Consider the following 16,260-nt stretch of genomic DNA (forward strand, 5'->3'; position numbering starts at 1 on the left):
CCACGGGGCCCCTGCCGGGGGCCCGTCCCCTGCAACGCCGGTTTCGAGAGGCTTGTTGATGGCCGACCACTCCACGCACGACACCCAGGCCCGGGCCAGCCTGCACCTGCTGGTGCGGGACATCGAGCGGGTGCGCCGGCAGGCGGATGCCCTGCGCACGCTCACGGCTCAGCTCGGCACCGTCTACCGCCCCCGCCGCGGCGGCCCGTCCGCGGCGGGCTTCATCGTGTACGGGCGGGCGCCGGCGCCGACGGTCCGGCTGGCGCAGGAGCTGCGGGACAGCGTCGAGACCCTGGTCACGGCCGCCGTCGACTTCGACCGCTCGCTGGGCTTCTCCTGGGACGCGGTGGGTTCGGCCCTCGGCGTCACCAAGCAGGCCGTCCACCGGCGCTACGGCGGCTCCCGGCGCGCGGCGCGCAGCGCGGCCGAGGCCGAGACGGCCGCCGCCACCGCACCAACCACCACCCCCTCCGCCGCCACGGCGTCCGCCACCACGGCGGTGGCCGGTCCGGACCCGGAGCCGGTCCCGGCCGCCCAGGAGCGGCGGTCCCCGTCCGCCCAGCCGGTCGTGCCCGCCGCCCGCTCCGTCGCCGGCCGGCCGCCGGGTTCCCCGCTGCCGGAGCCCTCCCGCCCGCACGGTCTGCCCGGCGCCCCGCGCCCGAACGGCTTTCCCGCTCCCCGCAACGGCTGACGGCCGGCCTCGTCCCGGCCCGCCCGGCAGCCCGCCGCGGGCCGCCCCGCTCCTCCCCGAAAGGTCAGCCGAGGTCCGGCGGGTCGACGCGGATCCGCACCGGCGGCCCCTCGCGGCGGGTGAGGCGGGCCGCCTGAGCGGCCTTCAAGGCCGACGCCAGCGCGGCGCCGCTGCCGGGCCGCACCCGGATCAGCGCCCGGTCCCACTGCTCCCCCGCGGGCGGCCCTCCCGGCCGGGCTCCGCCGGGTCCGGGGACGCGCATCGGCACGGGGCCGAGCACCTCGGCCCCGGCCGGCAGCCGGACCGTCTCCAGAAAGCCGGCGACCGCCTCCGGCGGGCCCGCCACGGCCGCCATCCGGGAGACCGGCGGAAAACCGAGCTCCGCCCGCTCCGCCAGCTCCCGCGCGGCGTGCCCCGCGGGGTCCCAGCGCACCAGCGCCTGCACCGGGCGCAGCGCCGGCTCCGCGACCACCACGACCGTCCCTCCGGCGGACTCGGGGCGCACCTGCGCGGCCGCGCCCAGCCAGCGGCGCAGCGTCTCCTCACCCGCGCGCAGATCGGGGCGGCCGAGCATCGCCCAGCCGTCGAGGAGCAGCGCCGCCGCGTAGCCGCCCTCGGCGACCGGTTCCGCGCCGGGGGTGCTGACGACGAGCGCGGGGGCGTCCGGAACGGTGTCCAGGACATGGTCCCGTCCGGAGGTGCGCACCGGCACCGCGGGAAAGGCCCGGCCCAGCTCCTCGGCCGTGCGGCGGGCGCCGAACACCTGGCCGCGCAGCCGGGCTCCGCCGCACTCCGGGCAGTGCCAGCCCGGCGCCTCGCGTCCGCACCAGCCGCAGCACAGCGCCTCGGCGGGGCCCACCGCTTCCAGCGGCCCCGAGCAGTGCGCGCAGCGCGCGGGCGTGCGGCAGCGTTCGCAGGCCAGCCGGGGCACATAGCCGCGGCGGGGCACCTGGATCAGCACCGGTCCCCGCTGGAGCGCGTCGCGGACCGTACGCCAGGCCAGGCTCGGCAGCCGGGCGGCCCGCGCCGCCGCGTCCCGGGCCTCCTCGCCGTCGCCGATCGTGCGCACCCGGGGCGCGGTGGCGCGCACCGTCTCGCGAGCGGCCGCCAGCGGATGCGCCCAGCCGGTCTCGACGAGCTGCGCCGCCTCGACCGTGCGGCTGTGGGCGCCCAGCAGAAAGCCCGCTCCCTCGTGTGCCGCCCGCAGCATCAGCACCTCCCGCGCGTGCGGGTGCGGGGCGTGGTCGTCGCTGTGGCTGGAGTCGCCGTCGTCCCAGATCGCGGCCAGCCCCAACCGCCGTACGGGCGCGAACATCGCGGCGCGGGTGCCGATCACGGCCCGGACGGCGCCCCGGGAGACGGCGAGCCAGCGGCGGTAGCGGGCCTCGGGTCCGGCGTCGGCGGTGAGCAGCACATGGTGGCCCGGGCCGAGCAGCGCGGTCAGCGCGGCGTCCACCCGGGCGGCGCTGCGCCCGTCGGGCAGCACGGCGAGGGCACCGCGGCCGCCGGCGAGCGTGGCCGCCAGGGCCCGGGCCAGCTCCCCGGGCCATTCGGGGCCGGGCAGGGCGGTCCACACGGCGCGGGGTGTGCCGCCGGAGGACAGGGCGCTCAGATAGCCGGGGCCGCCGGCGTACCGGGCCCAGCTGCCGGGCTCCGGCGCGGGCGGTGGGGGCGGTGCCGGCGGCGACTCCTTCTTCTCGGCGCGGGCCATCCGGCGGGGTACCGCGAGCTGGACGACGTCGGCCAGGGCACCGGCGTACCGGTCGGCCACCGCGCGGCAGAACGCCAGCAGTTCCGGGGAGAGCACCGGCTCGGGGGAGAGGACCTGGGCGATCGGGGCCAGCGTGCCCTGGTAGTCGCTGTCCGGGCGGCGCTCCACGATGAAGCCGTTGATCAGCCCGCCGCCCTCGCGGCGGCCGTCCCGCTCCCCCGCCCCGAACCGGACGCGCACCCGGACGCCGGGGCGGGCCTCGGCGTCCATGGCGGCCGGGACGGCGTAGTCGAAGTAGCGGTCGAGGTGGACGAGGCCCTTGTCCACCAGGACGCGGGCCACCGGGTCCGTCCCGGCGAGCGCGGCACCGCGCCAGGTGCGCGGCTTGGCCCGGGGGACCTTGGCCGTCCGCACCGTCTCCCGGATCAGCGCCAGCTGTTCGCCCCCGGGTGGTTCGGCCGCCGGGGGCTGGTGCGCCACCGGGGGCTGGTGCGCCGGTTCCCCGCCCGGCCGCCGGTTCTCGCTGCTCACCACCCCAGTCCTACCAGAGGGGACCGACATGCCCCGCTCCGCCCCGGAGGCCCGCCGCACGCGTCCGGCGGGAGCGTGAGCGGACGGGCCGCGGCCGGGCAACGCGGGGGTCCGCCGCCGTCAGGCTCCGGCGGCCTTGCGCAGGGCCTCGACGCGGTCGGTGCGCTCCCAGGTGAACTCCGGCAGCTCACGGCCGAAGTGGCCGTAGGCGGCGGTCCGGGCGTAGATCGGGCGCAGCAGGTCGAGGTCCCGGATGATCGCGGCCGGGCGGAGGTCGAAGACGTCGCCGATGGCCTGCTCGATCCTCTCCACGTCGACGGTGGCGGTGCCGAAGGTCTCCACGAACAGGCCGACCGGCTCGGCCTTGCCGATGGCGTACGCCACCTGGACCTCGCAGCGGGCGGCCAGCCCGGCCGCGACGACGTTCTTGGCGACCCAGCGCATCGCGTACGCCGCCGAGCGGTCCACCTTCGACGGGTCCTTGCCGGAGAAGGCGCCCCCGCCGTGCCGGGCCATGCCGCCGTAGGTGTCGATGATGATCTTGCGGCCGGTGAGGCCGGCGTCGCCCATCGGGCCGCCGATCTCGAACCTGCCGGTGGGGTTCACCAGCAGCCGGTAGTTGGCGGTGTCGAGCTTGATGCCGTCCTCGATCAGCTCGGAGAGGACGTGCTCCACCACGAACTCGCGGATGTCGGGGGCCAGCAGGCTGTCCAGGTCGATGTCCGAGGCGTGCTGGGAGGAGACCACGACCGTGTCGAGGCGGACGGCCTTGTCGCCGTCGTACTCGATGGTCACCTGGGTCTTTCCGTCGGGGCGGAGGTAGGGGATGGTCCCGTTCTTCCGCACTTCCGACAGCCGGCGCGAGAGCCGGTGCGCCAGGTTGATCGGCAGCGGCATCAGCTCGGGGGTCTCGTCGCAGGCATAGCCGAACATCAGGCCCTGGTCGCCCGCGCCCTGCCGGTCCAGCTCGTCGTCCGCCTCGCGCGGGGAGGTGCCCCCGACGCGCTGCTCGTACGCGGTGTCCACGCCCTGGGCGATGTCGGGGGACTGCGAGCCGATGGAGACCGACACGCCGCAGGAGGCGCCGTCGAAGCCCTTCTTCGAGGAGTCGTAGCCGATCTCGAGGACCTTGCTGCGGACGAGCGTCGCGATGTCCGCGTACGCCTTCGTCGTGACCTCGCCGGCCACATGGACCAGGCCGGTGGTGATCAGGGTCTCGACGGCGACGCGGGAGGCCGGGTCCTCCATGAGGAGGGCGTCGAGGATGGAGTCGCTGATCTGGTCAGCGATCTTGTCTGGGTGGCCCTCGGTGACGGACTCGGAGGTGAACAGGCGGCGGGACACATCGCTCCCTGGGGTTGCAGCGGCTGCTGGCTCAATCATGGCGGAACCGTGTTCCAGGCTGCGGCTGCACGGTTCCGCAGGCAGTTTATCCGGAGCCACCCGGTCGTGGACACGGTGTCTCGATCCTTGGGAGGCTTGTGATCTGCGGCACCGGTGCGGCACCAGCGGGAGTCGAGCATTCCGGCAGACCGGAGCGGACCGCGCGCCGCGGCGTTTCGCGGCCCGGATCCCCGCGGACGGGCGCCCGGGGCGCGCCGGCCGCCCCGGGCCGGCCTCAGGACAGCCGCCGCGCCACCAGGTCCCACACCGTGTCGGCGAGCGCCTCCTTGGGCCCGAAGGGCACCGGGGTCTCCGTGCCGTCGGCGCCCAGGACGACCGCCTCGTTCTCCTCCGCGCCGAAGGTCCTGCCCTCCCCGACCTCGTTGACGACGAGCAGGTCGCAGCCCTTGCGGGCGAGCTTGGCGCGGCCGTTGGCCAGCACGTCGTCGGTCTCGGCGGCGAAGCCGACCACGATCTGGCCCGGCCGGGGCCGGTCCGCCGAGAGTTCGGCGAGGACATCGGGGTTGCGGACCAGGGTGACGGGGGCGGGCTCCTCCCCGTCCTTCTTCTTGATCTTCCCTTGGGCGTACCGGCCGGGCCGGAAGTCGGCGACGGCCGCGGCCATGACGACGGCGTCCGCGTCGGCGGCGGCCGCCAGCACCGCCTCGCGCAGCTGTACGGCCGTGCCGGCCCGGACCACCTCGGCGCCCGCCGGGTCGGGCAGATGCGTGTGGGCGGCGATCAGGGTGACCCGCGCCCCGCGCGCCACGGCCGTACGGGCCAGGGCGTAGCCCTGCTTGCCGGAGGAGCGGTTACCGAGGAAGCGGACCGGGTCCAGCGGTTCGCGGGTGCCGCCGGCACTCACGACCACGTGGCGGCCGGCGAGGTCGCGCTCCGCGGCGGCCCCGCCGCGCGCCAGCACCCGGCGGCAGACCTCGAAGATCTCGCCGGGGTCGGGGAGCCGCCCCTTGCCGGTGTCCGCGCCGGTGAGCCGCCCCACGGCGGGCTCGATGACGACGGCACCGCGGCGGCGCAGCGTCGCCACGTTCTCCCGGGTGGCGGGGTGCTCCCACATCTCGGTGTGCATGGCGGGGGCGAAGACCACCGGGCAGCGGGCGGTGATCAGGGTGTTGGTCAGCAGGTCGTCGGCGAGGCCGTGGGCCGCGCGGGCGAGGGTGTCGGCGGTGGCGGGCGCCACGACCACGAGATCGGCCGCCTGGCCGATGCGGACGTGCGGCACCTCGTGGACGCTCTCCCACACCTCGGCGGAGACCGGGTGGCCGGACAGCGCGGACCAGGTGGCCTCGCCCACGAAGTTCAGGGCCGAGGCGGTCGGTACGACGCGCACGTCGTGGCCCGACTCGGTGAGCCGGCGCAGCAGCTCGCACGCCTTGTACGCGGCGATACCGCCGCTCACCCCGAGGACGACCCTCGGCCGCTCCGCACCGGCCGCCGTCCCGTTCGGCGCCTTCGGCTGCACCGGATCCACCGTCCACCTCGTCTCTCGCGCTCACCCCTGCCGCAGGGGTCCATGACACACCACGGGCCCGGCAGATGCTCTGCCGGGCCCGTCCGGAAGCGCCGCGCGGCGCTTCACCGCTCTCGCTGTCCGCCGCTCACTGCTTGGTGACCGGGCCGTCGACGGCCTCGGAGGTCAGCAGACCGGCGTTGATCTCCCGCAGGGCGATCGACAGCGGCTTCTCGTGGACGTGGGTGTCCACCAGCGGGCCGACGTACTCCAGGAGCCCTTCACCGAGCTGGGAGTAGTACGCGTTGATCTGGCGCGCGCGCTTGGCGGCGTAGATCACGAGGCTGTACTTGGAGTCCGTGGCCTCGAGGAGCTCGTCGATCGGCGGGTTGATGATGCCCTCGGGCGCGGTGATGGAAGAGGACACGCTCTGCCTTCCGAAGTGCCGGTGATTACCGGGGAGGAGCCGCCGGTAACGGTGAAAAGGATGGAATGGATCAATCTACCTGCATCAAGGCTAGCAGCTCGCGCGCGACGTCCTCGACGGAGGTGTTGACGAGGGTGGTGTCGAACTCCTCCTCGGCGGCGAGCTCGACCCGGGCCGCGTCCAGCCGCCGCTCGATGACCTCCGGGGGCTCGGTGCCGCGGCCCGTCAGACGGCGGACGAGCTCCCCCCAGCTCGGCGGGGCCAGGAAGACCAATTGGGCGTCCGGCATGGCCTCGCGCACCTGGCGGGCGCCCTGCAGGTCGATCTCCAGCAGGACCGGCTCCCCCGCCTCCAGCCGCTCGAGGACGGCGCGCCGGGGGGTGCCGTAGCGGTTGCCCGCGAACTCGGCCCACTCCAGCAGCTCGCCGTTGGCCACCAGCTTGTCGAACTCGTCGTCCCGCACGAAGTGGTACTGCACTCCGTCGCGCTCGCCGGGGCGCGGGGAGCGGGTGGTGGCGGAGACCGAGAGCCAGACCTCGGGGTGGACCTTGCGCATATGGGCGACGACCGTGCTCTTGCCGACCCCGGAGGGGCCGGAGAGCACGGTCAGTCGCGGGCGGCGGGTCGCCCCCCGGGAGACTGCTTCACTCATGCGGTGATTATCCAGCTTCCCGGGAGTGCCGGAGAACCCCGGGCGCGAGCGCCGGAGAGCCTCAGGCGTGCGTGCCGCCGAACTCCCTCTCCAGAGAGGCGATCTGGTTGGAGCCGAGGCCGCGGACCCGGCGGCTCTCGGAGATGCCGAGCCGCTCCATGATCTGCTTGGCTCGGACCTTGCCGACGCCGGGCAGGGATTCCAGAAGCGCGGAGACCTTCATCTTGCCGATGACATCGTTCTCCTGGCCCTGCTTGATGACCTCGTGCAGGGAGGCACCGGAGTGCTTGAGCCGATTCTTGACCTCGGCGCGCTCCCGGCGAGCCGCGGCGGCCTTTTCGAGCGCGGCTGCGCGCTGTTCAGGGGTAAGGGGCGGAAGAGCCACGCCTACGTCACCTCGGATGTCGAACTGTCGGATACGGATGGATCGTCACACTGGCCACCCCGCTGGTGCGGGGCGATGAGCGACGCGTTGATGCGAGCGCTCTCGACGGAGACTAGCGGTCCGGGCGGCCCGAGTCAGCGAGAACAGGCGAAAAGTCCTGGTCAGACTCTGTTGATGTGGACAATCCAGACATAAGACCCCCACTTTTGGCCAGGATTGTTCAACGAAGCGGGGGACCCGTCCCCGCCGGGCCCCGAACCGGGCTTACGCAGGGCTTACAGCCGCCCGGACCTCGTCGGCCAGCCGCGCCGCCGCCGTGCGCAGTCCGGCCGGCGCGGGCCCGTGCCGCAGCACGCCGCGGCTGACGCTCGGCACCACGTTGCCGGCGGAGGGCCCGAAGACGCCCGGGAGGTCGGCCGGGGTCGCCCCCTGGGCCCCGATGCCCGGGGCGAGGAGCGGCCCGTTGATCGCCAGATCGGCGCGGGCCTCCCCCAGCGTCGCCCCCACCACGGCGCCGACCGAGCCCAGCGGCGCGGCGCCGGCGTTCTCGCGGGCCATGTGGTCGAGCATCACCTGCGCCAGGGAGCGGCCGTCGGCGGCCGTGGCCCGCTGCACCTCGGCCCCCTCGGGGTTGGAGGTCAGCGCCAGGACGAAGACGCCGCAGCCGGATGCCCGCGCCAGGTCGAGCGCGGGGCGCAGCGAGCCGAAGCCGAGATAGGGGCTCACGGTCACCGCGTCCGAGAACAGCGGGCTGCCCTTGGCCAGATAGGTGTCGGCGTACGCGGCCATGGTCGAGCCGATGTCGCCGCGCTTGGCGTCCATCAGCACCAGGGCCCCGGCGGAGCGGGCGTCGGCGAGGGCCCGCTCCAGCACCGCGAGGCCGCGGGAGCCGAACCGCTCGAAGAAGGCGGACTGCGGCTTGAGGACGGCCACCCGGTCGGCGAGGGCCTCGACCACGGTGCGGGTGAAGCGCTCCAGGCCGGCGATGTCGTCGTTCAGCCCCCACTGGGCGAGGAGCGAGGCGTGCGGGTCGATGCCGACGCAGAGCGGCCCGCGGGTGTCCATGGCCCGGCGCAGCCGGGTGCCGAACGGCTCGGGGCGGCCGTCCGGGTCCTGCTGGTGGTCCGGGAGCGGGCGGGGGTCCGGCTGGTCGGGGGAGTTCACGCGGTGGCCTTCCGGGTGTCGGAGCCGACGGCCTCGGCGAGGGTGGCGTACGGGCTCTCGGCCAGGCGGGCGGCCAGGCCGCGGTGGACGCGGCGGCACCAGAGGGGCCCCTGGTACACGAAGGCGCTGTAGCCCTGGACGAGGGTGGCGCCGGCGAGGATCCGCTCCCACACGTCGTCGGCGGTCTCCACGCCGCCGACGCCGACGAGCGTCACGCGGTCGCCCACGCGCGCGTACAGCCGGCGCAGCACCTGGAGGGAGCGGGCCCTGAGCGGGGCGCCGGAGAGCCCGCCCGCGCCGGCGCCCTCGACGATGTCCCGGCGGGTGCGCAGGCCGAGGCCGTCGCGGGCGATGGTGGTGTTGGTGGCGATGATGCCGTCCAGGCCGAGTTCGACGGCGAGGTCGGCGACGGCGTCCACGTCCTCGTCCGCCAGATCGGGGGCGATCTTGACGAGGAGGGGGACGCGGCGGCCGCCGGCCGTGCGGTCGGCGGCCTCGCGGACGGCGGTGAGCAGCGGGCGGAGCTGCTCGGTGGCCTGGAGGTTCCGCAGGCCGGGGGTGTTCGGGGAGGAGACGTTGACGACGAGGTAGTCGGCGTGGGCGGCGAGCCGCTCGGTGGAGGTGACGTAGTCGGCGACGGCCCCGTTCTCCGGGACGGCCTTGGTCTTGCCGATGTTGATGCCGAGGGTCACCCCGCGCCGGCCCCGGCGGGCGGCGGCGCGGGCCGCGAGGCGCGCGGCGACGGCGGACGAGCCGTCGTTGTTGAAGCCCATCCGGTTGATCAGGGCCCGGTCCGCCGTCAGGCGGAACAGGCGGGGCGCGGGGTTGCCGGGCTGCGGCTCGCCGGTGACCGTGCCGATCTCCACATGGTCGAAGCCGAGCATCGCCAGGCCGTCGACGCCGGTGGCGTTCTTGTCGAAGCCGGCCGCGAGCCCGAACGGGCCGGGCATCTCGCGGCCGAGGGCGCTGGTGCGCAGCTCCGGGCGGCGGGAGGCGAGGACGGCCGCGAGCAGCACGCGCAGGACGGGGACGCGGGCGGCGAGCCGGATCCAGCCGAAGGCCAGGTGGTGGGCGCGCTCCGGATCCAGGTGCCGGAAGAGGAGGTTGAAGAGGAGGGCGTACATCTCGGGCCGTTTCTGCGGGAGTTGAGCGGTACGGGAGGGCGGGTGGCGAGCCCGGCCGGAGCGGCGGGCGGGGCGGGACGCCGGGCCGGGCCCGGGCGGGGAACGGGGCGCGCGGGGCGGAGCGGGGCGCGCGGACGAGGGCCTGCGCGCGGCTGCGGGGCCCGGAGCGCCCGGTGGCGACCGCCGCGCCTGCCCGCGCACGGGCGGCCGGGAGCGCGCCGGGTCGCACGGAGGGGGACACCGCGCCGGTGCCCCCCTCCCCCGCCTCACTCCTCGCGGGCGGCGATGAGATGTCCGGCGTGTTCCTGCAGCGAGCGGACCCCGATGTCGCCGCGGGTCAGCGCCTCGATGCCCTGTACGGCGGCGGCGAGGGCCTGCACCGTGGTCAGGCAGGGAACGCCGCGGGCCACGGCGGCGGTGCGGATCTCGTAGCCGTCGAGCCGCCCTCCGGTGCCGTAGGGGGTGTTGACGATGAGGTCCACCTCGCCGTCGTGGATGAGCTGGACGATGGTCTTCTCGCCGTGCGGCCCCTCGCCCTGGTACTGCTTGCGGACGACGGTGGCGTTGATGCCGTTGCGCCGCAGCACCTCGGCGGTGCCGGAGGTGGCGAGCAGTTCGAAGCCGAGGCCGACCAGCTCCCGGGCGGGGAAGATCATGGCCCGCTTGTCGCGGTTGGCGACGGAGACGAACGCGCGGCCCTTGGTGGGCAGCGCCCCGTACGCGCCGGCCTGCGACTTGGCGTAGGCCGAGCCGAAGACCGAGTCGATGCCCATGACCTCGCCGGTGGAGCGCATCTCCGGGCCCAGGACGGTGTCCACACCGCGGCCGGAGGCGTCGCGGAACCGGCTCCAGGGCAGCACGGCCTCCTTCACGGAGATCGGCGCGTCCAGCGGCAGGGTGCCGCCGTCACCGCGCGCCGGGAGCATGCCCTCGGCACGGAGTTCCGCGATGGTGGCGCCCAGGGAGATCCGGGCGGCGGCCTTGGCCAGCGGCACGGCGGTGGCCTTCGAGGTGAAGGGCACGGTGCGCGAGGCGCGCGGGTTGGCCTCCAGGACGTACAGGATGTCCCCGGCCATGGCGAACTGGATGTTGATCAGCCCGCGGACGCCGACGCCCTTGGCGATGGCCTCCGTCGAGGCCCGCAGCCGCTTGACGTCGAAGCCGCCGAGGGTGATCGGGGGCAGCGCGCAGGCGGAGTCACCGGAGTGGATGCCGGCCTCCTCGATGTGCTCCATGACGCCGCCGAGGTAGAGCTCCTCGCCGTCGTAGAGCGCGTCGACGTCGATCTCGATGGCGTCGTCGAGGAACCGGTCGACGAGAACCGGGTGTTCGGAGATGAGACCGGCGTGCCGGGTGAGGTACTCGCCCAGCGAGGGCTCGTCGTAGACGATCTCCATGCCGCGGCCGCCGAGAACGTAGCTGGGGCGGACCATGACCGGGTAGCCGATCTCCGCCGCGATGGCCTTGGCCTCGTCGAAGGAGAAGGCGGTGCCGTACTTGGGGGCGGGCAGCCCGGCCTGCTCCAGCACGCGGCCGAAGGCGCCGCGCTCCTCGGCGAGGTTGATCGCCTCGGGGGAGGTGCCGACGATCGGCACGCCGTTGTCCTTGAGCGCCTGGGCCAGGCCGAGCGGGGTCTGGCCGCCGAGCTGGACGACGACGCCCGCGACCGGGCCCGCCTGCTGCTCGGCGTGGACGATCTCCAGGACGTCCTCCAGGGTGAGCGGCTCGAAGTAGAGCCGGTCGGAGGTGTCGTAGTCGGTGGAGACGGTCTCCGGGTTGCAGTTGACCATGACGGTCTCGTAGCCCGCGTCGTGCAGCGCGAAGGAGGCGTGCACGCAGGAGTAGTCGAACTCGATGCCCTGGCCGATGCGGTTGGGCCCGGAGCCGAGGATGATCACGGCGGGCTTCTCGCGCGGCGCCACCTCGGTCTCCTCGTCGTAGGACGAGTAGAAGTACGGGGTGCGGGCGGCGAACTCGGCGGCACAGGTGTCGACCGTCTTGTAGACGGGGCGCACGCCGAGGGCGTGCCGGACCTCGCGGACCACGTCCTCGCGCAGCCCCCGGATGCCGGCGATCTGGGCGTCGGAGAAGCCGTGCCGCTTCGCCTCGGCCAGCAGCTCCGGCTCCAGCTTCGGCGCGGCGGCGAGGTCGCCGGCGATCTCCTGGAGGAGGAAGAGCTGGTCGGTGAACCAGGGGTCGATCCTCGTGGCCTCGAAGACCTCCTCGCGGGTGGCTCCGGCGCGGATGGCCGCCATGACGGTGTTGATCCGGCCGTCGGTCGGCTTCACGGCCGTCTCCAGCAGCGCCTTCTTGTCGCCGAGGGCGGCCGGGTCGCCGGTGAAGTCGAACTGGGAGCCCTTCTTCTCCAGCGAGCGGAGCGCCTTCTGCAGCGCCTCGGTGAAGTTGCGGCCGATGGCCATGGCCTCGCCGACCGACTTCATGGTGGTGGTGAGGGTGGCGTCGGCGGCCGGGAACTTCTCGAAGGCGAAGCGGGGCGCCTTGACGACCACGTAGTCGAGGGTGGGCTCGAAGGATGCCGGGGTCTGCTCGGTGATGTCGTTGGGGATCTCGTCCAGGGTGTAACCGACCGCGAGCCGGGCCGCGATCTTGGCGATCGGGAAGCCGGTGGCCTTGGAGGCGAGCGCCGAGGAGCGGGAGACGCGCGGGTTCATCTCGATGACGATGACCCGGCCGTCCTCGGGGTTGACGGCGAACTGGATGTTGCAGCCGCCGGTGTCGACGCCGACCTCGCGGATCACGGCGATGCCGATGTCCCGCAGGATCTGGTACTCGCGGTCGGTGAGCGTCATCGCCGGGGCGACGGTGATGGAGTCGCCGGTGTGGACGCCCATCGGGTCGAAGTTCTCGATGGAGCAGACGACCACGACGTTGTCGTGCTTGTCGCGCATCAGCTCCAGTTCGTACTCCTTCCAGCCGAGGATGGACTCCTCCAGGAGCACCTCGGTGGTCGGCGACAGGGCGAGGCCCTGGCCGGCGATGCGGCGCAGCTCCTCCTCGTCGTGGGCGAAGCCGGAGCCGGCGCCGCCCATGGTGAAGGAGGGGCGGACGACGACCGGGTAGCCGCCGAGTTCCCCGACGCCCGCGAGGATCTCCTCCATGGAGTGGCAGATCACCGAGCGGGCCGACTCGCCGTGGCCGATCTTGGCGTTGACGGCGGCGACCACGTCCTTGAACTGGTCGCGGTCCTCGCCCTTGTGGATCGCCTCGACGTTGGCGCCGATCAGCTCGACGCCGTGCTTCTCCAGCGCCCCGGATTCGTGCAGGGAGATGGCGGTGTTGAGCGCGGTCTGGCCGCCGAGGGTGGGCAGCAGCGCGTCGGGGCGCTCCTTGGCGATGATCTTCTCGACGTACTCGGGGGTGATCGGCTCGACGTAGGTGGCGTCGGCGATCTCCGGGTCGGTCATGATCGTGGCCGGGTTGGAGTTGACCAGGATCACCCGCAGGCCCTCGGACTTGAGGACACGGCAGGCCTGGGTGCCGGAGTAGTCGAACTCGGCGGCCTGGCCGATGACGATCGGGCCGGAGCCGATGACCAGGACGGACTGGATGTCGGTGCGCTTAGGCACGCTGGCCCTCCGGGGTGTGGTGCTGGGCGTCGCGCATGAGCTCGACGAACCGGTCGAAGAGATAGGCGGCGTCGTGCGGGCCGGCCGCCGCCTCCGGGTGGTACTGGACGCTGAAGGCGGGGCGGTCCAGCAGTCGCAGCCCCTCCACCACGTTGTCGTTGAGGCAGACGTGGGAGACCTCGGCGCGGCCGTACGGGGTGTCGGACGGGGCGTCCAGCGGCGCGTCGACGGCGAAGCCGTGGTTGTGCGCCGTCACCTCGACCTTGCCGGTGGCGCGGTCCTGCACCGGCTGGTTGATGCCCCGGTGGCCGTACTTGAGCTTGAAGGTGCCGAAGCCGAGGGCGCGGCCGAGGATCTGGTTGCCGAAGCAGATGCCGAAGAGGGGCGTCCTCCGCTCCAGGACGGACCGCATCAGAGTGACGGGGCCCTCGGCGGCGGCCGGGTCGCCGGGCCCGTTGGAGAAGAACACCCCGTCGGGTTCGACGGCGTAGACGTCCTCGGGGGTGGCGTCGGCCGGGAGGACGTGCACCTCGATGCCGCGCTCGGCCATGCGCTGCGGGGTCATGCCCTTGATGCCGAGGTCGACGGCGGCGACGGTGAAGCGCTTCTCGCCGATCGCGGGGACGACGTACGGCTCGGTCGTGGCCACCTCGGCGCTCAGGTCGGCGCCCTTCATCGCGGGCGCCTCCCGCACCCGCGCCAGCATGGCGTCCTCGCCGGTGATCGCGTCACCGGAGAAGATCCCGACGCGCATGGCGCCGCGCTCGCGCAGATGGCGGGTGAGCGCCCGGGTGTCGATGCCGCTGATGCCGACGACGCCCTGGGCGGACAGTTCCTCGTCGAGGGTGCGCACGGAGCGCCAGTTGGACGGGGTGCGGGCGGGGTCGCGCACGACGTAGCCGGCCACCCAGATCCTCTTCGACTCCGGGTCCTCGTCGTTGACGCCGGTGTTGCCGATGTGCGGGGCCGTCATCACGACGACCTGGCGGTGGTACGAGGGGTCGGTGAGGGTCTCCTGGTAGCCGGTCATGCCGGTGGAGAACACCGCCTCGCCGAAGGTCTCCCCCACGGCCCCGTAGGCGCGGCCGCGGAAGCTGCGGCCGTCCTCCAGGACGAGTACGGCGGGGGTCCTGGCCCCGCGGGACGAGGTCGTCATGCTGCGCCTTCCTTGTCGTGCGGGATGGCGGCTACGTCGATGGGGCCACCGGAGAGTTCGTTGACGCGCCGGACCCAGGCGGCGTGCTCGGCCGCCCGGTCGGCGCGGAAGCCGGAGTCGAGAAGCCTGCCGCCCAGCTCCCAGGTGATCACCAGCAGGCCGTTCTCGGTGAGGACCTTGCCGGCGATGCCCTTGTCGAGACGGGCGCCGCGCAGGTCACCGGCCGGGATGCGGAAGCTGCGGGCGCCGGGGCGCACGACGTCGAGGCCGGCGGCGGTGAGGGTGAGCTCCGCGCGGCTGCGGGTGCCGAGGCCGTGGGCGACGATCCGGTCGAGCCACTGCCCGGCGGTGGTGGAGCCGTGGTAGCGGCCGGTGAGCGTGAGCGGCGGCGGCTCGTCCGCGCGCCCGTCCGGCCGGGCGGCCGGCTCCGTGCCGCGCTCGGGGACGGCGGCGGGCTCGGGCAGGTCGGACTGGAGGGTTCCGCGCCACTTCCAGCCCTGGCGCATCAGCCAGTACAGCAGCGCCACGAGGAGGAGCAGGCCGACGACCCAGCCGATCCGGTCGGCCCAGTCGGTGACCTCCTGGGACCGCGGCTCCGCGGCGAGGTCCGCGAGGGGGGCGGCCAGGGTGGTCGCCGTCAGAGTTGTCAGTGTTGCCGTTGTTGCCGTTGTCACCGTTACGCCAGCTTTCCGTCCACGACCGTCGCGCGGCCCCGCAGGAAGGTGTGCGTCACCCGTCCCGGCAGCTCACGGCCCTGGTAGGGGGTGTTGCGGCTGCGGGAGGCGAAGCCCGCGGGGTCCACCACTCCACGGTAAGCGGGGTCGAGCAGGGTCAGGTTCGCGGGCTCACCGGGGGCGACCGGTCGCCCGTGCCCGTGGAGGCGCCCGATGGACGCGGGGCGGAAGGACATCCGGTCGGCGACGCCCGCCCAGTCGAGCAGCCCGGTGTCGACCATCGTGTGCTGGACGACGGAGAGCGCGGTCTCCAGGCCGACCATGCCCATGGCCGCGGCGCCCCACTCGCAGTCCTTGTCCTCGTGCGGGTGCGGCGCGTGGTCGGTGGCGACGCAGTCGATGGTGCCGTCGGCGAGCGCCGCGCGCAGGGCCATCACGTCGGCCTCGGTGCGCAGCGGCGGATTCACCTTGTAGACGGGGTTGTACGAGCGGACGAGTTCGTCGGTGAGGAGCAGGTGGTGCGGGGTGACCTCGGCGGTCACGTTCCAGCCCTTGGACTTGGCCCAGCGGATGATCTCGACCGAGCCGGCGGTGGAGACATGGCAGACGTGCAGCCGGGAGCCGACGTGCGCGGCGAGCAGCACGTCGCGGGCGATGACCGACTCCTCGGCGACGGCGGGCCAGCCGCCCAGGCCGAGTTCGGCGGAGACGACGCCCTCGTTCATCTGGGCGCCCTCGGTGAGCCGGGGCTCCTGGGCGTGCTGGGCGATGACGCCGTCGAACGCCTTCACGTACTCCAGGGCCCGGCGCATGATCACGGCGTCGTCGACGCACTTGCCGTCGTCGGAGAAGATCCTCACCCCGGCGGCGGAGTCGTGCATGGCGCCGAGTTCGGCGAGCTGCTTGCCCTCCAGGCCGACGGTGACGGCGCCGACCGGCTGGACGTCGCAGTAGCCGGACTCCCGGCCGAGCCGCCAGACCTGCTCGACGACGCCGGCCGTGTCGGCGACGGGGAAGGTGTTGGCCATGGCATGCACGGCGGTGTAGCCGCCGGCCGCCGCCGCACGGGTACCGGTGAGGACGGTCTCGGAGTCCTCCCGGCCGGGTTCGCGCAGATGGGTGTGGAGATCGACGAGGCCGGGCAGCAGGATCCGCCCGGCGGCCTCCACGACGGTGGCCCCGGGCGCCTGCAGGCCGGTACCGGTCTCCGCGACGGTGCCGCCGTCGATCAGGACGTCCAGCGGCTCGCCGCCGAGGAGGCGCGCACCGCGGATCAGGGTCTTCTTCGGCTCGCTCGTGGCGCTCAT

General features: G+C 74.0%; 13 protein-coding genes. 1 reads left to right on the forward strand and 12 read right to left on the reverse strand.

The features are described from left to right. The first annotated feature begins 58 nt into the window (after positions 1 to 58). A complete protein-coding gene (locus KBZ10_RS06285; RefSeq protein ID WP_210986504.1) occupies positions 59 to 691 on the forward strand; it encodes a hypothetical protein in 633 nt (210 codons plus the stop codon). Between the two features lie 64 nt (positions 692 to 755). On the opposite strand, the gene KBZ10_RS06290 is transcribed toward KBZ10_RS06285, so the two are convergent. The 12 genes from KBZ10_RS06290 to KBZ10_RS06345 form a co-directional block, all read right to left on the reverse strand. Next, positions 756 to 2,933, reverse strand: a complete 2,178-nt coding sequence (locus KBZ10_RS06290) for a primosomal protein N' (RefSeq protein ID WP_374223312.1) — start codon at positions 2,931 to 2,933, stop codon at positions 756 to 758. 120 nt (positions 2,934 to 3,053) lie between these two features. Beyond that, positions 3,054 to 4,277 carry a methionine adenosyltransferase gene (gene metK / locus KBZ10_RS06295; RefSeq protein ID WP_210986690.1) on the reverse strand — a complete coding sequence of 408 codons (1,224 nt, stop codon included), beginning with the start codon at positions 4,275 to 4,277 and terminating at the stop codon, positions 3,054 to 3,056. 274 nt (positions 4,278 to 4,551) lie between these two features. Beyond that, the gene (gene coaBC / locus KBZ10_RS06300) at positions 4,552 to 5,796 is read right to left on the reverse strand and encodes a bifunctional phosphopantothenoylcysteine decarboxylase/phosphopantothenate--cysteine ligase CoaBC (RefSeq protein ID WP_210986506.1); all 1,245 of its coding nucleotides are present in this window, start codon (positions 5,794 to 5,796) and stop codon (positions 4,552 to 4,554) included. A 136-nt stretch (positions 5,797 to 5,932) separates the two neighbouring features. After that, a complete protein-coding gene (rpoZ, locus tag KBZ10_RS06305; RefSeq protein ID WP_030541928.1) occupies positions 5,933 to 6,211 on the reverse strand; it encodes a DNA-directed RNA polymerase subunit omega in 279 nt (92 codons plus the stop codon). 70 nt (positions 6,212 to 6,281) lie between these two features. Next, positions 6,282 to 6,863: a guanylate kinase gene (gene gmk, locus KBZ10_RS06310; protein ID WP_210986507.1), complete on the reverse strand. Its 582-nt coding sequence runs from the start codon at positions 6,861 to 6,863 to the stop codon at positions 6,282 to 6,284. Positions 6,864 to 6,924: 61 nt separating this feature from the next. After that, positions 6,925 to 7,248: an integration host factor gene (locus KBZ10_RS06315; RefSeq protein WP_019708716.1), complete on the reverse strand. Its 324-nt coding sequence runs from the start codon at positions 7,246 to 7,248 to the stop codon at positions 6,925 to 6,927. Between the two features lie 264 nt (positions 7,249 to 7,512). Next, positions 7,513 to 8,313, reverse strand: a complete 801-nt coding sequence (pyrF, locus tag KBZ10_RS06320) for an orotidine-5'-phosphate decarboxylase (RefSeq protein WP_210986691.1) — start codon at positions 8,311 to 8,313, stop codon at positions 7,513 to 7,515. A gap of 95 nt (positions 8,314 to 8,408) precedes the next feature. After that, positions 8,409 to 9,536 (reverse strand): quinone-dependent dihydroorotate dehydrogenase, encoded by a 1,128-nt coding sequence (locus tag KBZ10_RS06325; RefSeq protein ID WP_210986508.1) that lies wholly within the window; start codon positions 9,534 to 9,536, stop codon positions 8,409 to 8,411. A gap of 266 nt (positions 9,537 to 9,802) precedes the next feature. Then, the gene (gene carB / locus KBZ10_RS06330) at positions 9,803 to 13,123 is read right to left on the reverse strand and encodes a carbamoyl-phosphate synthase large subunit (protein WP_210986509.1); all 3,321 of its coding nucleotides are present in this window, start codon (positions 13,121 to 13,123) and stop codon (positions 9,803 to 9,805) included. Continuing rightward, the gene (carA, locus tag KBZ10_RS06335) at positions 13,116 to 14,279 is read right to left on the reverse strand and encodes a glutamine-hydrolyzing carbamoyl-phosphate synthase small subunit (protein ID WP_210986510.1); all 1,164 of its coding nucleotides are present in this window, start codon (positions 14,277 to 14,279) and stop codon (positions 13,116 to 13,118) included. The genes carB and carA overlap by 8 nt, the downstream gene beginning before the upstream one ends. Then, positions 14,276 to 14,953 (reverse strand): hypothetical protein, encoded by a 678-nt coding sequence (locus KBZ10_RS06340; RefSeq protein ID WP_374223313.1) that lies wholly within the window; start codon positions 14,951 to 14,953, stop codon positions 14,276 to 14,278. The genes carA and KBZ10_RS06340 overlap by 4 nt, the downstream gene beginning before the upstream one ends. A gap of 2 nt (positions 14,954 to 14,955) precedes the next feature. After that, positions 14,956 to 16,260, reverse strand: a complete 1,305-nt coding sequence (locus tag KBZ10_RS06345) for a dihydroorotase (RefSeq protein WP_210986511.1) — start codon at positions 16,258 to 16,260, stop codon at positions 14,956 to 14,958.

It is taken from the genome of Streptomyces sp. F63 (assembly GCF_018070345.1).
GTDB lineage: Bacteria > Actinomycetota > Actinomycetes > Streptomycetales > Streptomycetaceae > Streptomyces.